This window comes from Vagococcus fessus (assembly GCF_003987565.1).
GTDB classification, from domain to species: domain Bacteria; phylum Bacillota; class Bacilli; order Lactobacillales; family Vagococcaceae; genus Vagococcus_D; species Vagococcus_D fessus.
The window spans coordinates 210,670-233,511 of record NZ_NGJY01000001.1; the positions used below are offsets into that span (position 1 = coordinate 210,670).

The following is a 22,842-nucleotide window of genomic DNA, read 5'->3' on the forward strand; positions in this document are numbered from 1 at the left end:
AGAAGTGCTATAATGATCGGGTAAAGAAGTTAGGATGGTGGCTATCTTAGAGTGGAGGTGGTGCTTATGAAAATAAGTGCTGAAATCTATGAAAGGAGAGGCCTTTTGTCTGCGTTAGATACGATTAATTTAATCATAAATATAGGGAAGTATACTATAGCCGTGATTACATTAGTCGTGCTGATATCAAAAAACGACAAAAAAAAATAACCAATCCTTAACTTTGACCGGTTAATTGATTATTTTTTTTTTGATTAACAACGTCACCATCTTAATGGCTTTACGACTAGAGAATCATGTTTATACATGGTTCTCTTTTCAATTTGGATTATACGCTAGATGGCTGGAAGTTTCAAATACAATTTATTTATTTATCTATTTAATTATATGGATGGTACCTATAATGAAACTAAAAAAAGATACTATGACTATCAATAAAACTCTTCGGTAATTTATTAGTTTTTTGATGAGTTACTATAGGTATTAAGATGGTTAGGATTAAGTAAAAATTGCTAAGGGCTATGTTATACTAAGAAAAAGACAACTATGGTTTGGAAAGAGGGAATTAATAGATGAAATTAAGTAATGGATGGAAAATAGACTATGGAAATGATGATTCTAAGTTTAAATTATTCTCAAATACAGAAAATGAAAATGAATATATTGTTAGAGGTAGTCTGGAAAACGGACCAATCATTTCATTTATATTGTCAGAGAATTCTATAGAGATATTAGAGACTGCGTGGCAAATAGCATCAGTAAACGTTAATTGGGCCAAAAAAGTCATTACTTTAAATGAGTATGAAGAAAGTGATGATTAAGAAATAAGAAACCATTACTTAATTTTTTGTTATTTAAAAAAAGTTACAGTTGATACGACTCCATAATAATGTCTGATTTTAAAGAAATTTGAGGGGTATCTAGTAATAAAAAAGCGAACAAACACTGTTATATCAATGTTTGTTCGCTTTTTTTATTTATAAGAAGTGCTATAATTGTCGGGTAAAGAAGTTAGGATGGTGGCTATCTTGGAGTGGAGGTGGTGCTTATGAAAATAAGTGCTGAAATCTATGAAAGGAGAGGCCTTTTGTCTGCGTTAGATACGATTAATCTAATCATAAATATAGGGAAGTATACTATAGCTGTGATTACATTAGTCGTGCTGATATCAAAAAATGACAAAAAAAAATAACCAATCCTTAACTTTGGCGAGTTAATTGGTTATTTTTTTTTGATTAACAACGTCACCATCTTAATGGCTTTACGACTAGAGAATCATGTTTATACATGGTTCTCTTTTCAATTTGGATTATACGCTAGATAGTTGGAAGTTTCAAATCGAATTTATTATTTTCTGTATAATGATAATGTTTGAAAAAAAGTGTATCAATTCCATACTCATCTTAGATAGAATATGAGTCCTTTTAAATTGATCTTAAAACTAAGTCTAAAGACTGAGATCAATAAAGACTATAGAAGCATTTATTTTTTTGGTCATATTGTTTAGAATTAGATATATAAAGGGTAATATTATGTTGGAGGATATAGTTTTGATTATTGGGTTGATAGTATTGTGTGAGGTTTTATTTTGGGTAGCCATTGTTTTAGGCTTGACCATCAGATATATTTTTAAAAAGGAGCGACTAGGCTTTAGAATCCTTTCATTAATACCGTTACTGGATTTAATTCTTTTACTAGCAGCAGGTTATGACATGTATCACGGCGCTACAGCAACACCGGCACATGCCCTAGCAGGAATTTATATTGGCGTTTCTGTTGTGTTTGGAAAAAGTATGATTGAATGGGCAGATGAACGTTTTGCTTATTACATTATGAAAACAGGTGATAAACCGGTAAAGTTAGTCGGAATAGAGTATGCCAAACATCAGTTTAAAGGATGGCAAAAACATGTCTTGGCCTTCATATTGGGAGCAGCACTGCTTATACTTACAACAGTTATTGTAGGCGATCCAGATAGAACGAAAATACTAACAGATATGATTCAGGCATGGTTAGTTGTACTTGGAATTGATTTAATTATGACGTTAAGTTATTTTATTTGGAAAAAGGCGTAGTTTAGCAATAAGATAATTGGTTAGATTGTTATTTATAATTAAATTTCACGTAATAAGAAGCCATTAGAACCGTTTAATTCTATAGTTTTAAAGTAATAAAAAAGCGAACAAACACTGTTATATCAATGTTTGTTCGCTTTTTTTATTTATATGGAGTGCTATAATGGTCGGGTAAAGAAGTTAAGCTGGTGGCTATCTTAGAGTGGAGGTGGTGCTTATGAAAATAAGTGCTGAAATCTATGAAAGGAGAGGCCTTTTGTCTGCGTTAGATACGATTAATCTAATCATAAATATAGGGAAGTATACTATAGCTGTGATTACATTAGTCGTGCTGATATCAGAAAATGACAAAAAAAAATAACCAATCCTTAACTTTGAACGGTTAATTGGTTATTTTTTTTTTGATTAACAACGTCACCATCTTAATGGCTTTACGACTAGGGAATCATGTTTATACATGGTTCTCTTTTCAATTTGGATTATACGCTAGATGGCTAGAAGTTTCAAATGAAAGTTATCTCTTTTACTAATCGTTAACATGATTTAGTCATATGGTTATCAGGTATAGTGTTATTTTAATTCTTCCAAAATACACTCTTGACCTTCTCGTGATGTCATCATTTATGATAAACACGAGGAGGAGATAATGATGACTATAACACTAGTAGATACACAACACTTTTATACTAAAGCATGTACTGAGACTGTCACAGAAGATCAATTCAAATATGAGGTCATGGCACCTGTTAAGGAAATGTGGGAGTATCTGAATGCCCCAATGACGGCGAAAACACCAGGTGGGTATGATGTGGTGATGGCATCAGAGATGCTTGGGATTTGGACGCCTAGAAAGAGTACAGATGAGATAAAACAAAGTTATGAGGCATTACGTGAAACAGGGATTTATGACGAAGCTGCAAAGGTTATTAAAAATGCGATCCAACAATTTGAGGCGATTAATTACACGATTCCTTTAGAGGATGTTGTGATTAATATTTTATTAGGTGATAAGGAAAATACGATTTTAATGGCAAGTGAGGGGTACAGTGGCTTTGGTGGTATTCCGGGTTATATTTTATTGGTTGTTGTACCTAATGCTTTTAATAAAACACGATTGAAGTCAGCGTTAGCCCATGAGTTTAATCATAATGTTAGATTTACCCATGAGCCTTTTAATCATGGGGATGTGACAGTGGGTGAGTACATCGTCATTGAAGGCTTGGCAGAGGTCTTTACTGAATCACTTTACGGTATAGAAAACAGAGGACCGTGGGTGTGTGACTATGACGAGGAAGAAATGGACTATACGATTGAGGTATTTAAAGATAGTCTGGATGTTAAAGGATTTGAACAAGTGGCTGCCTATATGTACGGTGATGAGGTGGCTAAAAGTATGGGCTATTTGCCAGTAGGTGTCTCACGAAACGCTGGCTATACCATCGGTTACCATGTGGTCAAACGATATCTAGAACAGACAGGTCAAACAATCGCTGAAGCAACCCTAACATCTTCAAAAGAGATACTAGAGATGAGTGGTATGTTTAAATAAAGAATGAAGATCACAAACGTTGAAAGATGTTTGTGGTCTTTTTTAAGTCTTAAAATGTCAAAAGGTCTTTACATTTTGTGCTAACTGTAGTTAAATTAAAATGTAAAACACATTTGACAAAGGGGTGTTAGAATGGAACTTTTATTAGTAGGTATATTTCTGTTATTTATCGTGGTAGCAATCGGTTTAATCGTTAAAATGTTTATTTCATTATCTGTAATGGGTGATGAAAGAAGAGTTATGATTATTGAGAAATCTGCTACCTCAACATTTGGGATAATAATGGGTCTATTGGTTTTGGATATCATTGAGAAAATGGTTAGGGTCTTTATGGATCCAGACACACCAGTAGAAAATACATCAAGTTTTATTTATCTGACAGTAGCTGCGATTGTATTTTATATTTCATTAGTTCATAACAAGCGAAAGTTTGGATAATAAATGGAAAACAAAATTAAAGAGCTTAGAAAAGAATTAGGTCTATCGCAAGACACTCTAGCAAAACAATGTAATGTCAGCCGTCAAACGATAAATGCCATTGAGAATAATAAGTATGACCCAACCTTACAGTTGGCGTTCAAGTTAGCAAAGACATTGGATACACCAGTAGATAGTTTATTTAACAGTGAGTCGATAGAATAATAAAAACCCTCAAGAGACTGTAAAAATAGTCTTTCGAGGGTTATTTTTTTGATTTTTTCTGTTATATAAAATAGGGAGTTTGAGTATCTTTCTCGATACAGTAACATCATTTGCTATGAGCTTGTTGGTTCCTTTTAATTTCATGAATCAAACAATAGACAAGTGCAACGAATGAAATAAGAACACCAATAAAAGCTTGGTTTAGACAGGTGAAAATAATATTAGCAATCAAGCTAATGATTATTATAAAAGAGGTTCTAGATAATGTTTTCAAGATGAAACCCTCCAATCTAAAGATAGGAATGATACTGTCATGTCTATTGTATCACAGTAGAGAGTTATTAATATTTAATAGCTAGTCTTTTTGAATTTTTGTTTATTTTCTATATAGAGTAACACAAGCAAAAATAAGTAGAATAAACAAGACGATAGGAGATAAGAAGAGAATATAGACTAAATTATTGGACAAGTGATGGAACAGTGTCATAAATGAACTGGTTTTTATATCGAGCATCAACAATCGACTTCCCCATGTAAATGGGAAAAATATCCAGATACCATTACCTAATGCGGTGAGTCCTATAATAGCTGTTAACAATGAACATGTTAAACCAACAAAAAGGATAGTTATAAAACTGAAAATTATGCTCAAAAAAAAGTAAAGGACAAATGATGTTAGAAAGGAAAACCATGTTAAAGTAAAGCCATAAAGAAACTGAATATAAAATGCTGTAAAAGAAACGTTAAAAGTTAGTTTGAGTAATATAAATGTTAAAAGTGAGTTAATAAAAAAAATGAGACTTAGCAATAAATAAGTAAAAATAAATTTAGATGAAAGTAACGAATAGTAGTGACGGTTCAGTCCAAAAATATTCTTAAAGTTCCCTGCTTCTCGTTCACAGTTCATTATCAATCCGAGTATGAAACAAATTATAAAAGGAATTAGGAAATTTAGGATTGAGAAATAATTAAAATAAAAACTGTCGTCAGATATTTTTTGATTGGTTAAATTAATGTAACCAAAGATTACCAGATTAAATAAAATAGGTGAACTGTACAAAATCATTCTTATAAAAGTATTCTTTGTTTTTAACCATTCCGCGCCAAGAGAAAAAGACATAACTTAATCACGCCCCTTTAGTTTGGATAAGATTATAGGGACACTGAAGTACAAGACTGTAAATACAAGTACTGACAGACAAAGACCCGGAAATATAATAGAGGGTGTGTTTAGGGGGTCGTTCTCTTTAAGTAGTGTTCCATTAGGATTAGTCTTAATAACAGGTGTAATTAAGCGTAAAGACCATCCCCAAGGGTTTATGTACCAGTAATCTTTTACAGTTGTAAAAATGCCAATAATAATCCCAAATAGGTTTATAACAATCGAAACCAGCGGTGTCGTTAATTGTGCGATTAGGATTGAAGTTGGAATAATAAATAATGTTGTTAGCCAAAGAATAAATGAGGTGACAAGAACATTTAAAGTAATGATAGTCGTCGGCTCATACATTATATGTTCCAAAACTATGGTTAAGATAGCAATTAGGCTATTAGCTAAGAATGAATACATGACGAGTGTTATCATTTTGGTTTTCCAAAACAATTTTTGATTCAATAGCGAGTAATAGTTATAAGTGTGACTTTCATTTTCTCTTTGAATGGTTTGGTAGCTTAATACAGATAACCCTATGGGCAAAAAAAGTGACGGCCACCAATTATAAGTTAAGGGTACAAAAAAGTTGATATCAAAATACATAAATTGTGAAAATGGAACACATATTAGTACCGCTAGTATAGGTAGCCAAGTAAAGAAAAAATGACTAAATGTTCTTTTTCCTTTGATGTATTCAGCCTCTATATAATGTCTCATATTATTTATCCTCATATTCTTTAGGATTTATAGTAGCTAAAAAGAAATCTTCCAAATCAGTATTTTTGGGTATTGTGCCTTCAAATTTTAAACATCCATTTGTCATAATTCCAACGAAATCTGTCATATGTTGAATTTCATTTAAATTATGACTAGATACGATGACTGTAATGCCAAGTTCTGGAAATGATCTAATTAGTTCTCGTAGTTCTTTAATTCCTATTGGATCAAGGCCGTTCGTCGGTTCATCCAATATAAGTAAATCAGGTTCTCTGATTAAAGCTGCTGCAATACCTAGACGTTGTTTCATCCCTAAAGAAAACTTAGAAATAGTTTTTTTACCAGTGTTCTTTAAGTTTACAAGATGTAAAACTTCTTTAATTCTCGTCTTTTTTAGACCTAAAAGCTTTACTAAAACTAAAAGGTTTTCTTCTGCAGTTAGATTTTTATATAGTGCAGGTTCTTCGATTAATGAGCCAATGGTAGGGGGATTAAGTGTCGTGTTAGTTAGGAGTATAGAACCACTTGTAGGCTTTAAACTTCCTGTTAGCATTTTTAAAGTCGTAGACTTGCCAGCACCGTTAGGCCCTACTAATCCGTAAATTGTTTTATTTTCTACGTGTATGGAAAGAGAATCGACAGCCACCTCCTTATTGAATCGTTTTGTTAAATCCTCTGTTTGTAGTAATAACGCCATATTATTTTAATCCTCTCTTTCAATTGATAGTTTTTAGAATAACACCAAACAATAAAGTTTTTATAAACAAAGTTCTTATAAATAAAAAGATAATAAGTTTATAAGAACTTTATATTCTAACGATATACTACGTATTGTAACCGGTTACTTACGAAAAGAAAGGAGTGAAAAAGATGCCTAAGTATGATGATTTTGATTTGAACTTAAAGCAAGTTTCTAACACTGATCATAAAAACCCTAGAATTACTAGTCTTATTGCTTGTACACCTGGAACATGTAACAGCAAATGTCCAAATACAAATTGGCTATGTTCGAATGTTTGTGTAACTAAAACTTGTTGGACATGTGCTTAATTTTAAAAGTATAAGGAGGAAAAGAAATGCCTAAATATGATGATTTTGATTTGAATTTAAAACAAAATATATCTAATTCAAATAATAAGGAGCCACGTATAACTAGTATTAAGTGGTGTACTCCAGGCACTTGTAATAATACGTGTCAAGGTAATTCGACATTGAAATCAAATTGTTGTGGGGGATCACTTATCTGTTCTTTAGGTGGATGCTAATACAAATTGCGGATATATTATTATCCGCTTTTTTTAGGAGGGATAATGTATGAAAGAATATCTAAGTGCAAGTAATAAAATTATGATACGCATACCTTTTCAGGATGAAAAATTTAAAAATAAAGCTATAGATATTTCGAATAATATTGATGAATTAAAAAATAATAAAGTATTTTGTGAACAGTTACTAATAGCTTCAAATTCTTTGTATGAACTACTAATAAAGAGTGAGTTTAATGAATTAACTTCTAAAAAAAGAAGAAATCTTATTGTTGCTGTGGCAAGTTATATTAATAGATCAGCAACACGAACAACACCTTTTGGGTTATTTTCAGGTGTAGGATTAATCGATATAAATAATAACCAATTAAATAACCTTGATAAAGAAAATAATATGTTTATTAAACATACCCGAATAGATATAGAGTGGTTAATGAATTTTATTAAGCAAATTGAGAAAAATCATTATTCAAAATTAAATTTTAGGTTAAATGGAAGCATATATATTATTGGCAATAGAGTTTTTTTACCATACAATACGGATTCTCGAACAGATAGAGTAAGTATTAATCTAACAAAACCATTTAAATTACTTTATAGTGTTTTTGATCAGAAAAAAAATTTAAGTTTTGACAATCTAATAGTTTGTTTACAAAATGAATATCCTTCTCGTGAGATAGAAGTATTTATATCTTATTTGCTCACTCTAGTAGAGAATGAATTTTTAATATCGAGTCTCAGACCACCTCTAACCAATACCGATGAGCTAGATTGGGTTATATCGAAACTAAGTGATAATCCAGATTTACTTATGTATAAAGAACTACTAGTAGGATTACAAGAAGATATTTTGAAATATAGTAAAACAGAAATTGGTGCTGGAATAGATTTATACGAATCTATTTTAGAAAAAATGAAAAATATTAATAAAATTAAGAGTAAAAGTTATTTACAAGTAGATTGTGAAATAAAAACTAATGCATCGATTTTAATTAAGGAAGATATTCAAGAATTAGAAAATTTCGTATCATTTTTACTTAAAATATCAAAAAATAAAAGGAATAAATACTTGGAGGAATTTAAATTAAGGTTTGTAGAAAAGTATGGTGAGTACATAGAGATTCCGATTTATGAAGTGTTGGATGAAACACTAGGCATTGGTGCCCCAATGAATTATATGAACCCTAAAAATCGTTATATTTCTTCTTTAGAAAATCACGTTCCAGCAGATGATTTAACTGATTATTTCATGAAGAAATATATTGAAGCAATTAAAATGAATACGTCAATTAGTCTAAGTTTAAAAGAAATTACTTTATATTTAAATGTAAATAATGAGGAACAAAATGATGAAATACTAACTAAAAATTTAGAACTAAATTTTTTAATAAAAACAGTTAAAAAAAATAAAAAGTTTTATTTGGGAACTAATATAGGATCCATTAAAGCAGGAAAATCATTTGGAAGATTTTCATATTTTTCGGATTCGTTTTTAGGATTTATGAAGGAGTGCGATTCACAATTTAAAAATATAAGTACAGAGGATGTTTGTGAGCTAGTATACTTTCCAAAAGATGTCAGATCAGGAAATGTTACAAGGAATTCTTCGTCAAATATTAAAAATATATCTTTATATACAAATTCTTATGACGAAAAAAATGAAATTAAAATATCATCTGTTTTAGTAGGGGTAGAAGATAATAAGTTATATCTTCGGAATCTCGCTGACAATAAAAAAATAGTTGTAACGAGCAATAATATGCTAAATCCTACTATTTCAGATAACGGTATTCGTTTACTTCAAGAAATATCGTTGCAAGATGAATTATCTTGGAGTAATTTCGCTTGGAGTGAAATCTATGCTCAATTCTCGTACGTTCCGCAAATCGAATTTGAAAACATTATAATTGATACCGAATTATGGAAAATAAATAAATATAGTTTAGAACTAACTGATACTAAAGTATCAATAGAAAAATTTGAGAGCCACTTCATAAAACTACAGAAAAAATTACAAATACCAAATATATTTTATTTGCAAAGTGCAGATAATAGAATACTTATAGACTTTACTAATCGAGTTTATATAGATTTAATGTATAAAAAATACAAACAATTTGGAGAAATGATTTTACGAGGTATAGAAGTTGGGGGAAATTTAAATACTATTTATAGTGGAAAAAGACCAGTTGAAATTGTTGTCCCTTTTTTTAAAACCTCAAAAAGTGAGGTCAAAATAACAAAAGAGATAAAAATCAATAAAAGTATTCATCAGGACAATAAATTTAATCCGTTTGATGAGTGGATATTTTATAAAATTTATTGTTCAAATCAAAATGAGGAGGAAATAATTAAATTAATTAGTGAATTTTTAGAAGAAATTTCTAAAGATTTTCCTATTTTTATCAGTTATTTTATGAGGTACAATGACCCATTTCCTCATATAAGATTGAGAATAAAAGCAGAAGCTGATCATCTCTTTGAAATTACTAAAAGATTTAATATTTTTATTTTACCATTACAGAATTTGAAATTAATTTCAAAATATTTAATCGATACTTATCAACCAGAATTTGAAAGATATGGTGGTAAGGATCAGATGGAACTAGTTGAGAAAGTATTTCAAATTGATAGTAGAGTAGTTACTAAATTAATGGTTCTGGATGAAGAAAAAGAAAAAAAGGCTGTAGTTTCAGTACTGCACTACTTAAATTCTTTTGGAATTACTTTTGAAAATCAATTGTTATTATTAGAGGCTGTGGTAGGTAAAGATAGTTTTAAATTAGAATTTAAAGATAAAAAAAATGAGTATGTAACTAACTTGGACTCTTATAATAATTGGTACATATTTAAAAAAAATCCGAAAAATAAAGAGCTGATTAGTCTTTTAGATCTACGTAATATAGCAATTCAAGGATATTTGAAATCATTATTTGAGAGCAAGCATTTAACAAATAATTTTGAGGATATTATTCTTAGTGTTATTCATTTGCATTGCAATAGATTGTTAGGTACCGATAGGCTTTATGAAAAGAAAATTTATTTTTTTGCATGGAGTACTTTAAAAGGACAAAGATATAAACGAAAGATGTTGATAGAAAATGAAACAAATACTTAGTAGTAATATTAAAAGGGTTTTAAAAACATTTTATTTGATTTTTTCAGTTAGTAAGAAGCTTTCAATTTTGGTGTTAATACTCACTGTGTTAAGTGGTCTTTCGCCAACAGTTTCTGTTTTATTGTCTCAATTATTACTAAATAGTTTACAACTTAGAACCAGTGGGATAAAAAATACGATTGGTATTTTCAGTTGCTATATTTTATTTTCAATTTTTTCAGATTTAGTAAGTAGTATTAATTCATATTATTCTAACAAACTTCAAATAATATTAAATTATAAACTCAACTATATGGTAATGGAAAAATGTGGAGAATTATCAATGGAACAATTTGAAAATTCTGATATATATGATCAGATCACGAGATTGGAAAATGATATTTCGACTAAACCTTATCAAACTTTTCAAGCAATTCTATCTTTCATATCATCTTTTGTAACCTTAATATCAGTTTCAATCATAGTATTCCTATGGAAACCGTGGGCAATTCTTTTAGTGATGTTAATTCCGTGTATTTCTGCACTTTACTATTTGAAAATTGGAAAAGAAGAATTTGAAATGAGATACAATCGGAGCAGTAAAGAGAGAGAGAGTTGGTATTTGAGTTACCTTATGACTCATGATTTTGCATTTAAAGAATTAAAAGTTAATAATCTGAAACATTTTTTTTTAGAAAAGTATTGGGATTTAAAAGAAGAGTTTATAGTACAAGAAAATATTATTAATAAGAAACAGGGAATAATTTCTGTGTTTTTTAATTTGTTACAAGAAATAGTAAGTTCTATAGTATTAATTTTTGCAATAATTGAAGCTTTTGAAGGGAAGATTCTTTTGGGGAATTTAACTTCATATATTAAATCTGTAAACATGATTCAAAGTAATACGATGGGAATTATTACTTCCTTATATTCTATTTATAGTAGTAATCTGTACATGGAATTACTTGATGTTTTTTTGAAATTACCTTCTGATTTGTCAAATGAAGGGGAAGAAATAACACAAATAAAATCTATAAAGTTTAAAGATGTATCGTATTCGTATGGTTCAAAAGAGGTATTGCATCATATGAATTTTGAGATTTATAAGGGTGATAAAGTAGCGATAATAGGTGAAAATGGTTCGGGAAAAACAACTTTCTTAAAGGTGCTAATAGGGTTGTATAGTCCAACTAAGGGAGAAATATATGTTAATGATTTACCATTTAATTCTTTAAACAAAGAGAAGTATAGTGAGAGAATATCAGTTCTTTTTCAAGATTTTCTAAAGTTGGAAATGAGCGTAATTGATAACATAGCCTTAGGGAAATTTTCTGATGAGCAGAATCATAATAGGGTAAATAATATTTTAACTGATTTAGATGTTGATTTCTTGAAAGAAGGTAAAAATAGGTATAAATATCTGCTAGATAATCAATTAGGAAATTGGTTTGATGAAGGACAAGAGTTATCAGGTGGGCAATGGCAAAAAATTGCCTTGGCACGAGCGTACTATAAATCTTGTGATGTGTACTTTCTTGATGAACCTACTGCTGCTCTAGACACGAAAGCTGCATCTAAAGTATTTGACGATTTCTTTAATATTTCTGAAGAAAAGATTGGTCTTTTTATTACTCATAAAATAGAGGCTGCTAAAAATGCTAGTAAAATTATTGTACTGGATAACGGTTCAATTGTTGGTGTAGGGACACACAATCAGCTTTTATCTGTTTGTTCGGTTTACAGAAAACTATATGAAAAAGAAATATCTTATTGAAAGGAGACGTATCATGAATGATATAGATAAATATATAAAGAGTGTAGCTTTGAAATTAAGAGATTTTGATTATATAGAGACGGTTTTATTAGAGAAAGAAAATTTTTTGAATTATTCAGGGAATAAGATATTCCCCAGTGACCCAGTAACAATGAGTCATGGACTACCAGGATTGTGTCTTCTCTATGCAGAATTGGATAGGCAATATCCAGAGGAAGGCTGGATGGAGTATTGTGATATATATATACAAAAATTAGTGGAAATAGTAAAACAAACTAAAATCGAAGATTCTTCACTATTTTCTGGATTATGTGGAATTTGTTTAGCTATTGGTGAAAGTTCGAATAATGGAAAGTTTTATAGAAAGTTTAAAAGTAGTGTAGACGAATTTTTAAAAAAGCTTGTTCAAGATAAACTTAACGTTATTAATTCAGAAAAAAATACTATAATATTCGAATATGATACGATGCAAGGCTTAGCAGGTATTCTTAATTATATGTTGTTAGATAATTTAAACAAAAAATATTTTAGAGAAGAAATAGAAGTCATTCTTAAATATTTTATTAGATTATCTAGTAAGTCTAACTATAAAGGGAATGACATTCCGCATTGGCGTATTGATTCTAAAGATTTGTTTTTAGAGGAAGAAAAAAAACTATTTCCTGAAGGGGCTATTAACCTAGGAGTATCTCATGGTATTTCAGGTCCATTAATTGTTATGTCCAAAGCTCTTGAGTCTGATATAAATGTTGATGGTCTTAGAGGATCAATATTATCGATAACAGAGCTATTAATAACTAAAATGGATGTTACGTATAAAAATTGGCCTAGTATGGTTGATATTCGTGATATAGCCAATAATGAGAGAATATATGAAAATAGTAGGGATGCTTGGTGTTATGGTAGGCCCGGAGTTGCCTTCGCCTTATTAAAAGCATCCCAGGCACTAAATGATAAGGAAATTTTGGGTATAGCTTGTGAATCTATGTTATCTGGTATTCATACTGAAATGGGTTTAATATCGCCAACTTTTTGTCATGGATATATCGGTGTATCGTATATTTACAAAAAATTCTTTGAGCTTACCAGTATCAAGGAATTTGATTATGAGTATCGTAGGTTACTTGAAGAAACTTTATTTTTTTATGATGAAAACTTACCATTCTGTTACCCTAATTTGGAGAATAATTTAAATGAAGAGAACTATCAAATAAAAAAAATAATAAATAGTATGGGTATATTAGATGGAGTAGTGGGAATATTACTTCCTTTATTGTCTATGTTGGGTGATAAAAAAACAAATTGGGATGCGGTTTTTTTACTTAACTAGATAATATAAGGAGATAATTTTATGAAAGAAATTTTATATGTTGATGATGATATGCAAATTACAACATTGGTCAAACAGTATTTAGAGATGTACGACTATCACGTAACGATAGTGTCTTCTTTTCAGGGATTAAGAGAGATAGATTTAAATATATTTGGCTTGATGTTACTAGATGTCATGTTACCTGCTATTAATGGAATTGAGATCTGTCAACGTATTCGAGAGTCAGTATCTTATCCCATAATTTTTATTAGTGCACTTGGCTTAGAGGAAGATATTATCTGTGGTCTAGAAAGTGGTGGTGATGATTATGTGACAAAGCCATTTAGTTTAAAACAATTAAAAGTAAAAATTGATAGTCACTTGAGAAGAGAGCACAGACAACATACACCTAAAAAAATAATTCAAACGCAAAATATCAGTTTAAATAAAGAAAGAAAAGAGATTAGTATAAATAATAACGTGGTAATATTTCCTAAAAAAGAATATTTGATTATTGAGAAATTAATGGAAAATAGTGGGCATGTATTAAGTAAGGAACAGATTTTTGAGGCGATATGGGGATTTGATAGTAATAGTAGTACTAATACAGTTACCGAACATATAAAGAAAATAAGATTTAAACTAACTAAATATGATGAGGATTTTTCATATATCCAAACAAAATATGGATTAGGCTATAGTTGGGAGCCTAAAATTGAAAAATAACTATTCTCTTAAACGTTCTTTTAGCTCATTGGTTGTTAAAGTAGTACTAGCCACTGTTGTATCAGTACTTGTTGTTAGTGCGGGTTGGTTAATTTGGTTAACTGTATTTCCTCGAACGTACTACAGTAAAACCTACTCAACGACATTTTTAGATACTGTAGAAAAACAATTACCGCACTTATTATCAGGCGAGGAATGTAGCATCTCTAATAAAGATTCTAGATTCCAGTATCTGATAGTGAGTGAGGATGAAATTAAACTAAAAAGTAAAGACTTTCCTTTAGAAGAGATAGAATTAAACAAAACATCTAGTGGAACTCACGCATTTGTAAAAGATAATAAGATGTATTCTTTTAAGGTATTTGAGAAGTATCCGACTGTAAAAGTATTAATGATATTCCCAGCTTTTTCTACTGGAAAACCGCTCATCGATGACATCAGTATAGGGCTACAATATATCTTAGTAACAAGTCCATTTGTATTTTTTATTATATTTCTTAGTTATTTTACAACAAGTTTATATAAAGAGATTCGTACAAAATTTAAACGAGTAGAGCACCATTTAAAAGAAATAGAAGAAGGAAATCTGGTAACACCAGTCCCTCATTTCAATGATAAAGAATTTGGTGAATTATCAAGACAAATCAATAAGATGAGAATTGAATTGAAGGAGTTATTAGATGATTCTCAAAGAAAAGCAACTATTCAGAAACACTTATTTTCTTCGATTGCACATGATGTAAAAACCCCGCTAACTATTATAAATGCCGAGACGGAATTAATAGAATTGTGTTCAATTGATACTATAGTTGATGAACGGTGCAGCGTTATTATATCAGAAGTATCGAGAGTGGATCAGTTGTTAACAGAACTTCTTAAAATAACACGTTTAAATACTGAGAGTTACACGTTAAATTTTTCAGAAGTGGACTGTGTTTCTAGCTTACACGAAACTCTATTAGAGTTTTCGTCACTAGCTAATAAAAAAGAGGTTAGCTTTCGAGAGAAATACGAAAATGATAACGGTAAAGTGTACGGTGATCGATTAATGCTAACTAGAATTATGCAAAATATTTTATCAAATGCACTCGAGCATGTAGATAGAGGTGGAGAAATTGTGTGTTCCGTGGTATGTCAACCTACAGAAACAGTCCTAACTATTAGTAATACGGGCTCACTCTTTTCGGATGATTATTTAGAGCAAGGTGTTGTCCCTTTTTATTCTGATGAAATTCAAAGGGAAAAAGAACATTTTGGGTTGGGTTTATATATGTCAGAGTTGATGGTAAAGAAAATGAAAGGCTCGTTGTTTATTAAAAATGAAAACCAACGTGCTACGGTATGTATAGTGTTGAAAAAAGTGAAGACAGGTGATGAAATATGAAGGAAATAAAAAGTATTACGATAATAGTAATGTTAGTATTTCTTACAGTAGTTCCGATATCCAATGTAACAGCTATATCAACAACGGGCTCAATAGAGTATTGGGTGACACCTAAAGTTGTACATATAAAAAATGATGAGTTTTTAAAGACCTATTTATCTCAGGATTACTGTAGAAATACAACACAAATGGTATGTGATTCTAAAAATAAATACAAATTAATTTATGATTCCGAGATAGCCATTACAGATCAATCAATGGGAATCGAAATAATTGGACATGTTTTTACAGATGCAGTATCTAAGTATCTTCCAAAATGGTTGGCAATAATTATTCAAAATCATACTGCTGTTATTGATTCTGGAGAGAGTTCTGTGGATAAGGATCGTTGGATTTGGGATTCGATTTCAGTAGTTTTGGGACATTATAATGAAATTATCTTGGCCGATAAAAGAAATAAATATATAACAAGTGAGAGTATTGTAGACATTATATATAATACTAATATAAATAGGACAGTAATTAGGTTAGATAGAGAAATAATGCTGAAAGTGGTCAATGATATACGAATTAACGAGATAAACCCAATTTTATTAAATGATTTTGTAATACATTAGTCTGATAAAAATAAAGAAATATTTATTTAATATCTTTTTTTAAAGTGTTTGTATCATGCTAATTAAATACAAATAGACTTTATAAATAAGTGATACTATAAAGTCTCAAGAAAAAATATTAATGTGGTATAACTATGGTATTATTAATTAAAAAAGAGCGCTTTAATTAGCGGTCTTTTTTGGTATACTAAAGTAAATAACTTAAGAAGCTTAATGAGGGAAGTGCGTGATGAATATAGGTGAAATAGTTTACTATAGATATCATAAAGTAGAAATAGTAGAAATTGATTATGAATTCAAATTAACATTAATTAAATTTATGGAAAATCAAAAAATTGAGTTTTTAAGTTCTAATCAATTATCTGATGCTCCAATTAATGAAAGTTTCATCTCAATAAAATTACTTGAAGGAGATAGGGAATGGTTTTAGAATGGTTAAATTATAAGCTGGATGGTAATAAGTGGGAGGAACTTTGTATTGAGATATGTCGTATTTACTATAAGAAAGATGATTTTCATGAAGTTCCGGCTAACTATAAAGGCGATGGTGGTATTGAAGGTTTTACTAAATCAGAGTTAGGGGTAGTAATCCAATGCTATTGTCCAAGTGATGAAAATAGAGATAATGATAGCCTATATAAGGCTCAACGAGATAAAGTAACTGAAGATATTGATAAAATAATAAACAATCATGAAATATTGAAAGGTTTGGGAGTTCCCAAAATATCAAAGTGGATTTTTATGGTTCCAGAATATAGGGACAAGAGGATTTTACAGCATTGTCAAGTCAAACAAGAAATGATTATTCAAGCAAAGATAGATAACCCTGATGAATTGAGTTTGATATCTGAAGATTTTAAAATTATCATTCGTGTTGCGGCAGATTATAAAACAGAAATAGCACGATTAATTAGATGTGGTATAACAGATATCAAACTTGATGTTCCGGAATTAGATGATTGTCCTATTGATTGGAGTGAAGTCGATTCCGAAAAATCTGATAATATAATAAGGAAGATGAAAGCAGTATCGCCTACGATAAATAGTAATGCAGAACGAATGAAAAAATTAATTGATTTTGAGGTAAAAAAATATATTCAAGGTAAAGTAACGATGGAATATTTTTGTAATGAGTATCGAGAGATTTGGGAAGATATTAAGAAAGTAGAATCAGTTTTTAAGAGGGATGTTCAAGAAAAGTGTATGATGTTGGATGATAATAAAATGAATTTAGATTTATACCATCAACTTTCTGATGAGTTTAGTCAATCGTTATCTAGTGAATTAGATTATTTGTCTGAAAGTACTATTAATTTAATAAAGCAATCTATTGTTGCAAGTTGGTTAGCTGATTGTCATATGGAGTTTTATTAGGAGGAACGTATGGAAATTTTAAAAATAGCAGGAGTTATTTTTTCTGAAAAAGATGAGTCCGTACCTTATCAAAATCGATTATCGTATAAAGGAACTATTTTATTATTTATATTATTAAAGAATTGTAGAGGCAGAGGCTGCTCTATAGCAAAATTTCAAATTATTATGAATTATATGTATTCATCTGAAAAGCAGGCAGAGTTAATTCAGTTTCTTGAAAAAAAAGATACATTTGTTTTTTTGAGGTTTGATTCAACTATTATCAAAACTATTGAATTTCTGTTAGCAGATAAGTTAATTAATATTCAAAATAATGGGAGTTTTACTTTAACAGATAAAGGAAAACAAATATCGAATACAATGTGGGAAGATACTGAAATTTTAGAATTTGAAAAAAAATTTATAACAAGTATAGGTAGTTCTCTGACCGAAAAACTTGTTTGCGATATAGAAAAAAAATTATTTTAATATTAAAATGAGGAGTGATTTTATGTTATTAGTAAATAATCTAGCTATTAAAATAATAACAGAATCTAAAGATTTTTATTTTAACGAAGTGTTTAAAGAAGGGGTTAATATAATCGCTAGTGAACAAAATACGTCAGGCAAAAGTTCTATTATTTCGGGGATAATGTATTGTCTAGGAATGGAAGAAATAATTGGCGGTAAAGGTTCAAAAGTGTTGAGCGCAGCGTTCAATAATAAAATTAAAGATACTCATGATATGGTGTATAGCGTGCTTAAAGCAGAGTTATACCTAGAGATTTCCAATGGAAATGAGATTATAACAATTTTAAGAACAGTAAATGATAATACAAGACACGATAATTTAGTAACGATCATTGAAAGCGATTATTTAGAAATTAATAATCCGGAAAGTAAGAGAAGTGATTTTTATGTACATGATGCTAATTCTGCCAGAGGTGAATATGGTTTCTTTAACTTTTTAGAAAATTTTTTAAATTTAAAGTTACCTAATGTTTTAGGATATGACGGGAAAGAAAAAAAATTATATTTGCAGAATATTTTTTCAGCAATGATAATTGAGCAAAAAAGAGGCTGGAGTGATATTCTAGCAAGAGTTCCTAATTTTGGGATTAAAGACTCTAAGAAAAAAACTATAGAATATTTATTAGATACCGATTCTATAGAACTTTCAAAGAAAAGATTAGTGTTAAAAAGTAGTTTAGAAACAAAAAAAGCTAAATGGATGCAGGTGTTTATAGAGGCTAATGAGTATTTTAAATTATTAAAATTTGATTTGAAAGGAGTAACTGAAAAAGCTAATTATATAGAGAGTAATGAAATAAATATTATAGATACTGAGACAGAAATGAATATAGAAAACTTGACATGTAAGCTACGTAAAGAAAAAGAAAGTATTTCATCACTAAAATATTCTGAAATTTATGAGAATGAAGAGTTAAGTATGGAATTAACTGAAACAATTAAGGCTATTGATGAGTGTATAGCTATTAATAAAGAATTAATTAGTAAAAAAAATCAAGAAAAGTTAGAAAAAAATAAAGTTAGTAATGCATTAGATATACTGAGGAATGATATTCAAAATAACAAGGATCTGAATAAAGTGAAGCAATATGGAGCTGAACATTCAGTGAATTTTTATGAAAATATCTGTCCTACATGTAGTCAAACTATTAACGATTCTTTGATAGTTTCACAAAATCAATCTAGAGTAATGACTCCTGAACAAAATATTAAACATTTAAAAAACCAAGAGGTTCTTTTTGAATCTATTTTAATTCAAAAAGAAAGAATAATTAAGGATATAGAAAGAACAGTAATACAAAATCAAGATAAAATAGAAAATTTAAGTAAATTAGCAAAAGCTATCAAATCTGATTTGTTTAATTTGAATGGAGAATATAATGAAAATGTGTTGTTACGAAAAATAAATTTAGATAAAAGGTTAGCTGAAATTGAAGAAGCTAGCAAAAAACTAAATAGTTACCGAAAAAAATTTGTAAATATCTCTAATGAGATAAGGCAAAAAGAATCTGAACTTCTAGAAATAGGAAAAGAAGTATTTTCAGACAAAGATAATCAAAAGCTATCAGCTCTTAAATCATTTTTTGTAACTAACTTAGGATTATTTGGTTATAAAAGTATCAATGTGGAAGGGAATATAAATATCTCTAAAGAGACATTGCTTCCAGAAATAATGGGATATGATTTGAAATTTGATTCTTCTGCGAGTGATCATATTAGAGGAATATGGGCATATACAATTGCTTTACAACAAGTTTCAGAAAACTATGGAGGGAATCATTTAAATTTTTTGATATTTGATGAGCCTGGTCAACATAGTATTATTGAGGCTGATATGGAGTCTTTTCTTGAAAAAATAAACTCTTTAAAAAACGTTCAGACAATAGTAGGTCTTACTATGAAAGATTCTGATTCGGTAGAATTAATGAAGAAATCTGAAAAAAGTGGTACAAATATAATTTATATAAGCGATTTAGCATTTTCGTAGCTAGTTAAAAATTTTTTTAGGCGTATATTCAGTTATTAATTTATTTAATAAATATCAAATAAAGGTTAAACTAAATAATTATATTGTATCTAAAAATATGTACTTAAAATTCCAGAATAAGGATGTCATATGAAAATTAATAAGCAAAAATCTAAGGAATATTTAAATATGAAGCATTGTCAATGTAGTGTAAAGTATTATCATGTAGTAAAAATAAAAAAACTTTCAAAATTATCAAAAGAATCTGATTTTTTGGAGTATTACAATAGCTATAAAAATTTTAATAATATTCATAAAGAATATTATGGGGTAGAAAAACATGTAGCAATACCCAAAAATTTTAGTGAAAATATAGTAAGAAATGCTTTAAGTTTGAAAGAATATGATGGTTCAGATTTTGATGCGAAGTGCGGAAATCAAAATTATGAAATAAAATGTACTTCTGATAATGGAAAAACAACATTTTCTAATAAAAAACCTGATGTAGTATTGTGGCTAAGAGTATCTTCTAATCATATGAGGATATATGAAAAAGAATTCAATAAAATAGATGATAAAATTTTAAAAGAGAGTAATAAAAGGTCTAATGTGGACCTATCTAAATTAAATATGGATTTGATTGCAATTATACTTATTCAGTAGAAGATAGCTTGAGCTAATGGGAATTTTTAAACTATATATGTATCAGAATAGAGTATTTGAACGTTAATTATGATAAATATTTACAATGAGATGAAAATCGGGAAGGATTTTTTTCCTTGACTTTTCGTATCACTTAGCACTACAATTACCCCATAAGAAATAAATCGCATAAAAAAATGGCACCTCACGATTACCAGTCGCGAGGACTTGCTCAGGTCACACAACAAGAACCACGACCCAATCAAGCTTGCCATAGTTAATGCTAACACCAACTGGATAAAATGTAAACGTTTTGGTTGCTTTTTTTATAGGCTTTTTAAAGTTTATTTAGCGAACAAAAAACAGAGTTTTATCCAGTAGGGCGGAGCCTTATTTAACTATGTCAGAGAGGTTGGACAGATACTTGTTCAGCCTCTCTTTTTGCGCTCTTTTAGCCTTTATGGTGATTTATTCTCTTATACTTGTTGTCTGTTACTGGCCGCCAACTGTTCGGAAAAAAATCAACTGACTGTCGTTTGATACACGTGTAGATACACATACGGTAATAATTAATTGAAAGTTGGGGTAAGGATGGATGATACAGAACAAGCACTACAAGTAACAGGTGTTCCAATTCCAGAGGAAGGCTCAATGGAATTTGAGAGAATGAATAAAATGGCAAAGAAAGCCGTGCCATTACTATTAATCATTTTTACATTTGGGATTTTAGAACAACAAGCATTTGGTATGATTTTTGTTAATATCGGCGAGCAACTGGGAACACCTGGATTGGCGCCGCTTATTACTTCAATACCTGGCATTATACTAGGTATTGTCTGCGTCATTTATGGGTCATTAGGTGACTTCGTTTCATTGAAAAAAATGACAATCTTAGGTGTGATTATTTTTGTTTTAGGCTCACTGGTTGGGTTCATTTTAGGACCAAGCAGTATATGGGCAGTTGTTATGGCAAGAGTCTTACAAGCTGCGGGAGGACAAGTCGCAGGTTCAGTTTTCTTAGTGTTAGTTTCAAAGTACATTAGTAAAGAAAATAGAGTCGTCTATTATGGGATTTTTGTCGCAGTCTTTCGTTTTTCAGCGGCATTAGGCGTAGTAGCTGCTGGTTATATTACTAAAGTCGATTGGCGCTGGTTGTTTGCTGCACCTCTCCTATGTATTTTCTTTATTCCACTCCTAGCCAAAAATCTACCTGATGATAAGGCAGAAGGAGCTACGATTGACTGGATAGGTTTTGTGTTGATTGGCGCATTTGCAGGAGCGGTAACAATGTTCTTTACGGATATGACACTCTTATGGGGTGTATCTTCTCTCATCACATTATTTCTTTTTGTGAGTTACATCAACAAGACAAAACAGCCATTCTTAAAACCGGAATTCTTTAAGAATAAAGCCTTTGTCGTAACAATGATTGTTATTTTTATCGGCTATTTCTTCAGTTACACAATAAACGCAGGTGTTAATGCGATTGGTTTAAATGTGTACGGTATTGATTCGGCAGAGGTATCACTGCTATTAGTAGGATCTATATTATTAGCCGCTGTTTTAGGATTTGTCTGTGGGCCTGTCGTTAAAAAAATCGGGCGTTCAGCAGCAATCATTATGGCACTTTTATTTATGAGTTTAGGATTAGTCGTCATAGCAGTAGCCATTCCATATGGGAAGGTCTGGACATTGGCTATTGCCCCGTGTCTTTATTATTTTGGGACGTCATTCTTTTATTCTCCAATAGTAGACATAGCTACTTCAACCGTTAATCCGGAAGAATCTGGACGAGTGTTAGGTGCGAACGATTTGGTTCAAGCCATCACAGGTTCAATAGGTGTCGCTGTGTTTGGAGGGATGATGTCATCAGGTGCACTGTCACATTCAGCTCTTACTGGTGTAGAGTCTGGTTTAGCCTCTACTTATTCAAATGTATTTTTAGTCGGTGGTGTTATTGTATTTTCAGCATTAGTTCTATTCATTAGTACGAAGAAAATGGTTTATAAGCACTTAGAGTTAACTAAAAGATAAAATCG

Annotated in this window: 25 protein-coding genes; 22 read left to right on the forward strand and 3 right to left on the reverse strand. The window is 30.1% G+C overall.

Going from position 1 to position 22,842, the window contains the following annotated elements; genetic code table 11:
• Positions 1 to 66: 66 nt before the first annotated feature.
• The 8 genes from CBF31_RS01070 to CBF31_RS01105 all read left to right on the forward strand — a co-directional run bounded on the left by CBF31_RS01070 (position 67) and on the right by CBF31_RS01105 (position 4,266).
• Complete coding sequence (locus CBF31_RS01070) at positions 67 to 210, forward strand: putative holin-like toxin (protein WP_126830099.1); 144 nt, start codon at positions 67 to 69, stop codon at positions 208 to 210.
• Positions 211 to 572: 362 nt separating this feature from the next.
• On the forward strand, positions 573 to 821 hold the full coding sequence (locus CBF31_RS01075; protein WP_126830101.1) for a hypothetical protein: 249 nt from the start codon (positions 573 to 575) through the stop codon (positions 819 to 821).
• 227 nt (positions 822 to 1,048) lie between these two features.
• Entirely contained in the window at positions 1,049 to 1,192 is a 144-nt protein-coding gene (locus tag CBF31_RS01080; protein ID WP_126830099.1) for a putative holin-like toxin, read from the forward strand.
• Between the two features lie 358 nt (positions 1,193 to 1,550).
• Positions 1,551 to 2,075, forward strand: a complete 525-nt coding sequence (locus CBF31_RS01085) for a hypothetical protein (RefSeq protein WP_211330802.1) — start codon at positions 1,551 to 1,553, stop codon at positions 2,073 to 2,075.
• Positions 2,076 to 2,292: 217 nt separating this feature from the next.
• Positions 2,293 to 2,436, forward strand: coding sequence for a putative holin-like toxin (locus CBF31_RS01090; protein WP_126830103.1), 144 nt, complete (start codon positions 2,293 to 2,295; stop codon positions 2,434 to 2,436).
• Positions 2,437 to 2,724: 288 nt separating this feature from the next.
• Positions 2,725 to 3,624 (forward strand): DUF2268 domain-containing putative Zn-dependent protease, encoded by a 900-nt coding sequence (locus CBF31_RS01095; RefSeq protein WP_245977895.1) that lies wholly within the window; start codon positions 2,725 to 2,727, stop codon positions 3,622 to 3,624.
• 132 nt (positions 3,625 to 3,756) lie between these two features.
• Complete coding sequence (locus CBF31_RS01100) at positions 3,757 to 4,062, forward strand: hypothetical protein (RefSeq protein ID WP_126830107.1); 306 nt, start codon at positions 3,757 to 3,759, stop codon at positions 4,060 to 4,062.
• A gap of 3 nt (positions 4,063 to 4,065) precedes the next feature.
• A complete protein-coding gene (locus CBF31_RS01105) occupies positions 4,066 to 4,266 on the forward strand; it encodes a helix-turn-helix transcriptional regulator (RefSeq protein ID WP_126830108.1) in 201 nt (66 codons plus the stop codon).
• A 376-nt stretch (positions 4,267 to 4,642) separates the two neighbouring features.
• Here the strand turns inward: CBF31_RS01105 and CBF31_RS01110 are convergent, their stop codons facing one another.
• The 3 genes from CBF31_RS01110 to CBF31_RS01120 are packed head-to-tail and all read right to left on the reverse strand — an operon-like array spanning position 4,643 to position 6,833.
• Positions 4,643 to 5,386, reverse strand: a complete 744-nt coding sequence (locus tag CBF31_RS01110) for an ABC transporter permease (RefSeq protein WP_126830110.1) — start codon at positions 5,384 to 5,386, stop codon at positions 4,643 to 4,645.
• Positions 5,387 to 5,389: 3 nt separating this feature from the next.
• Positions 5,390 to 6,151, reverse strand: coding sequence for a lantibiotic immunity ABC transporter MutE/EpiE family permease subunit (locus tag CBF31_RS01115; RefSeq protein ID WP_126830112.1), 762 nt, complete (start codon positions 6,149 to 6,151; stop codon positions 5,390 to 5,392).
• Entirely contained in the window at positions 6,138 to 6,833 is a 696-nt protein-coding gene (locus CBF31_RS01120) for an ATP-binding cassette domain-containing protein (RefSeq protein ID WP_126830114.1), read from the reverse strand. Before CBF31_RS01120 ends, CBF31_RS01115 begins: the two co-directional genes overlap by 14 nt.
• 173 nt (positions 6,834 to 7,006) lie before the next feature.
• Here CBF31_RS01120 and CBF31_RS11270 point away from each other — a divergent pair, with 173 nt between their 5' ends.
• The 14 genes from CBF31_RS11270 to CBF31_RS01190 all read left to right on the forward strand — a co-directional run bounded on the left by CBF31_RS11270 (position 7,007) and on the right by CBF31_RS01190 (position 22,837).
• A complete protein-coding gene (locus CBF31_RS11270; RefSeq protein ID WP_126830116.1) occupies positions 7,007 to 7,186 on the forward strand; it encodes a gallidermin/nisin family lantibiotic in 180 nt (59 codons plus the stop codon).
• Between the two features lie 26 nt (positions 7,187 to 7,212).
• Positions 7,213 to 7,401: a gallidermin/nisin family lantibiotic gene (locus tag CBF31_RS11275; RefSeq protein ID WP_126830118.1), complete on the forward strand. Its 189-nt coding sequence runs from the start codon at positions 7,213 to 7,215 to the stop codon at positions 7,399 to 7,401.
• A 49-nt stretch (positions 7,402 to 7,450) separates the two neighbouring features.
• Complete coding sequence (locus CBF31_RS01135) at positions 7,451 to 10,519, forward strand: lantibiotic dehydratase (protein WP_126830120.1); 3,069 nt, start codon at positions 7,451 to 7,453, stop codon at positions 10,517 to 10,519.
• Entirely contained in the window at positions 10,503 to 12,272 is a 1,770-nt protein-coding gene (locus CBF31_RS01140; protein ID WP_126830122.1) for an ABC transporter ATP-binding protein, read from the forward strand. The genes CBF31_RS01135 and CBF31_RS01140 overlap by 17 nt, the downstream gene beginning before the upstream one ends.
• Before the next feature lie 13 nt (positions 12,273 to 12,285).
• Positions 12,286 to 13,602, forward strand: coding sequence for a lanthionine synthetase C family protein (locus CBF31_RS01145; RefSeq protein ID WP_170167832.1), 1,317 nt, complete (start codon positions 12,286 to 12,288; stop codon positions 13,600 to 13,602).
• 21 nt (positions 13,603 to 13,623) lie between these two features.
• The gene (locus tag CBF31_RS01150; RefSeq protein ID WP_126830126.1) at positions 13,624 to 14,310 is read left to right on the forward strand and encodes a response regulator transcription factor; all 687 of its coding nucleotides are present in this window, start codon (positions 13,624 to 13,626) and stop codon (positions 14,308 to 14,310) included.
• A complete protein-coding gene (locus tag CBF31_RS01155; protein WP_126830128.1) occupies positions 14,300 to 15,694 on the forward strand; it encodes a sensor histidine kinase in 1,395 nt (464 codons plus the stop codon). Before CBF31_RS01150 ends, CBF31_RS01155 begins: the two co-directional genes overlap by 11 nt.
• Complete coding sequence (locus tag CBF31_RS01160; protein ID WP_126830130.1) at positions 15,691 to 16,311, forward strand: hypothetical protein; 621 nt, start codon at positions 15,691 to 15,693, stop codon at positions 16,309 to 16,311. Before CBF31_RS01155 ends, CBF31_RS01160 begins: the two co-directional genes overlap by 4 nt.
• A 226-nt stretch (positions 16,312 to 16,537) precedes the next feature.
• Positions 16,538 to 16,741 carry a hypothetical protein gene (locus CBF31_RS01165; RefSeq protein WP_126830132.1) on the forward strand — a complete coding sequence of 68 codons (204 nt, stop codon included), beginning with the start codon at positions 16,538 to 16,540 and terminating at the stop codon, positions 16,739 to 16,741.
• Positions 16,732 to 17,685: a hypothetical protein gene (locus tag CBF31_RS01170; protein WP_126830134.1), complete on the forward strand. Its 954-nt coding sequence runs from the start codon at positions 16,732 to 16,734 to the stop codon at positions 17,683 to 17,685. Before CBF31_RS01165 ends, CBF31_RS01170 begins: the two co-directional genes overlap by 10 nt.
• A gap of 9 nt (positions 17,686 to 17,694) precedes the next feature.
• Complete coding sequence (locus tag CBF31_RS01175; protein WP_126830136.1) at positions 17,695 to 18,153, forward strand: hypothetical protein; 459 nt, start codon at positions 17,695 to 17,697, stop codon at positions 18,151 to 18,153.
• Between the two features lie 22 nt (positions 18,154 to 18,175).
• Positions 18,176 to 20,182 carry a hypothetical protein gene (locus CBF31_RS01180; protein WP_126830138.1) on the forward strand — a complete coding sequence of 669 codons (2,007 nt, stop codon included), beginning with the start codon at positions 18,176 to 18,178 and terminating at the stop codon, positions 20,180 to 20,182.
• 129 nt (positions 20,183 to 20,311) lie between these two features.
• Positions 20,312 to 20,824 (forward strand): hypothetical protein, encoded by a 513-nt coding sequence (locus CBF31_RS01185; RefSeq protein WP_126830140.1) that lies wholly within the window; start codon positions 20,312 to 20,314, stop codon positions 20,822 to 20,824.
• A 570-nt stretch (positions 20,825 to 21,394) separates the two neighbouring features.
• On the forward strand, positions 21,395 to 22,837 hold the full coding sequence (locus CBF31_RS01190) for an MFS transporter (protein ID WP_126830142.1): 1,443 nt from the start codon (positions 21,395 to 21,397) through the stop codon (positions 22,835 to 22,837).
• The last annotated feature ends 5 nt before the right edge of the window (positions 22,838 to 22,842 follow it).

Excerpts from the sequence above, each read along its gene's own strand:
- CBF31_RS01185 (WP_126830140.1), top strand. The coding sequence starts at position 20,312 with ATGAAAATTAATAAGCAAAAATCTAAGGAATATTTAAATATGAAGCAT.
- CBF31_RS01070 (WP_126830099.1), top strand. The coding sequence starts at position 67 with ATGAAAATAAGTGCTGAAATCTATGAAAGGAGAGGCCTTTTGTCTGCG.
- CBF31_RS11275 (WP_126830118.1), top strand. The coding sequence starts at position 7,213 with ATGCCTAAATATGATGATTTTGATTTGAATTTAAAACAAAATATATCT.
- CBF31_RS01190 (WP_126830142.1), top strand. The coding sequence starts at position 21,395 with ATGGATGATACAGAACAAGCACTACAAGTAACAGGTGTTCCAATTCCA.
- CBF31_RS01090 (WP_126830103.1), top strand. The coding sequence starts at position 2,293 with ATGAAAATAAGTGCTGAAATCTATGAAAGGAGAGGCCTTTTGTCTGCG.
- CBF31_RS01110 (WP_126830110.1), bottom strand. The coding sequence starts at position 5,386 with ATGTCTTTTTCTCTTGGCGCGGAATGGTTAAAAACAAAGAATACTTTT.
- CBF31_RS01170 (WP_126830134.1), top strand. The coding sequence starts at position 16,732 with ATGGTTTTAGAATGGTTAAATTATAAGCTGGATGGTAATAAGTGGGAG.
- CBF31_RS01160 (WP_126830130.1), top strand. The coding sequence starts at position 15,691 with ATGAAGGAAATAAAAAGTATTACGATAATAGTAATGTTAGTATTTCTT.
- CBF31_RS01175 (WP_126830136.1), top strand. The coding sequence starts at position 17,695 with ATGGAAATTTTAAAAATAGCAGGAGTTATTTTTTCTGAAAAAGATGAG.
- CBF31_RS01180 (WP_126830138.1), top strand. The coding sequence starts at position 18,176 with ATGTTATTAGTAAATAATCTAGCTATTAAAATAATAACAGAATCTAAA.
- CBF31_RS01115 (WP_126830112.1), bottom strand. The coding sequence starts at position 6,151 with ATGAGGATAAATAATATGAGACATTATATAGAGGCTGAATACATCAAA.
- CBF31_RS01150 (WP_126830126.1), top strand. The coding sequence starts at position 13,624 with ATGAAAGAAATTTTATATGTTGATGATGATATGCAAATTACAACATTG.
- CBF31_RS01080 (WP_126830099.1), top strand. The coding sequence starts at position 1,049 with ATGAAAATAAGTGCTGAAATCTATGAAAGGAGAGGCCTTTTGTCTGCG.
- CBF31_RS01105 (WP_126830108.1), top strand. The coding sequence starts at position 4,066 with ATGGAAAACAAAATTAAAGAGCTTAGAAAAGAATTAGGTCTATCGCAA.
- CBF31_RS01140 (WP_126830122.1), top strand. The coding sequence starts at position 10,503 with ATGAAACAAATACTTAGTAGTAATATTAAAAGGGTTTTAAAAACATTT.
- CBF31_RS01135 (WP_126830120.1), top strand. The coding sequence starts at position 7,451 with ATGAAAGAATATCTAAGTGCAAGTAATAAAATTATGATACGCATACCT.
- CBF31_RS01120 (WP_126830114.1), bottom strand. The coding sequence starts at position 6,833 with ATGGCGTTATTACTACAAACAGAGGATTTAACAAAACGATTCAATAAG.
- CBF31_RS01145 (WP_170167832.1), top strand. The coding sequence starts at position 12,286 with ATGAATGATATAGATAAATATATAAAGAGTGTAGCTTTGAAATTAAGA.
- CBF31_RS01075 (WP_126830101.1), top strand. The coding sequence starts at position 573 with ATGAAATTAAGTAATGGATGGAAAATAGACTATGGAAATGATGATTCT.
- CBF31_RS01095 (WP_245977895.1), top strand. The coding sequence starts at position 2,725 with ATGACTATAACACTAGTAGATACACAACACTTTTATACTAAAGCATGT.
- CBF31_RS01100 (WP_126830107.1), top strand. The coding sequence starts at position 3,757 with ATGGAACTTTTATTAGTAGGTATATTTCTGTTATTTATCGTGGTAGCA.
- CBF31_RS11270 (WP_126830116.1), top strand. The coding sequence starts at position 7,007 with ATGCCTAAGTATGATGATTTTGATTTGAACTTAAAGCAAGTTTCTAAC.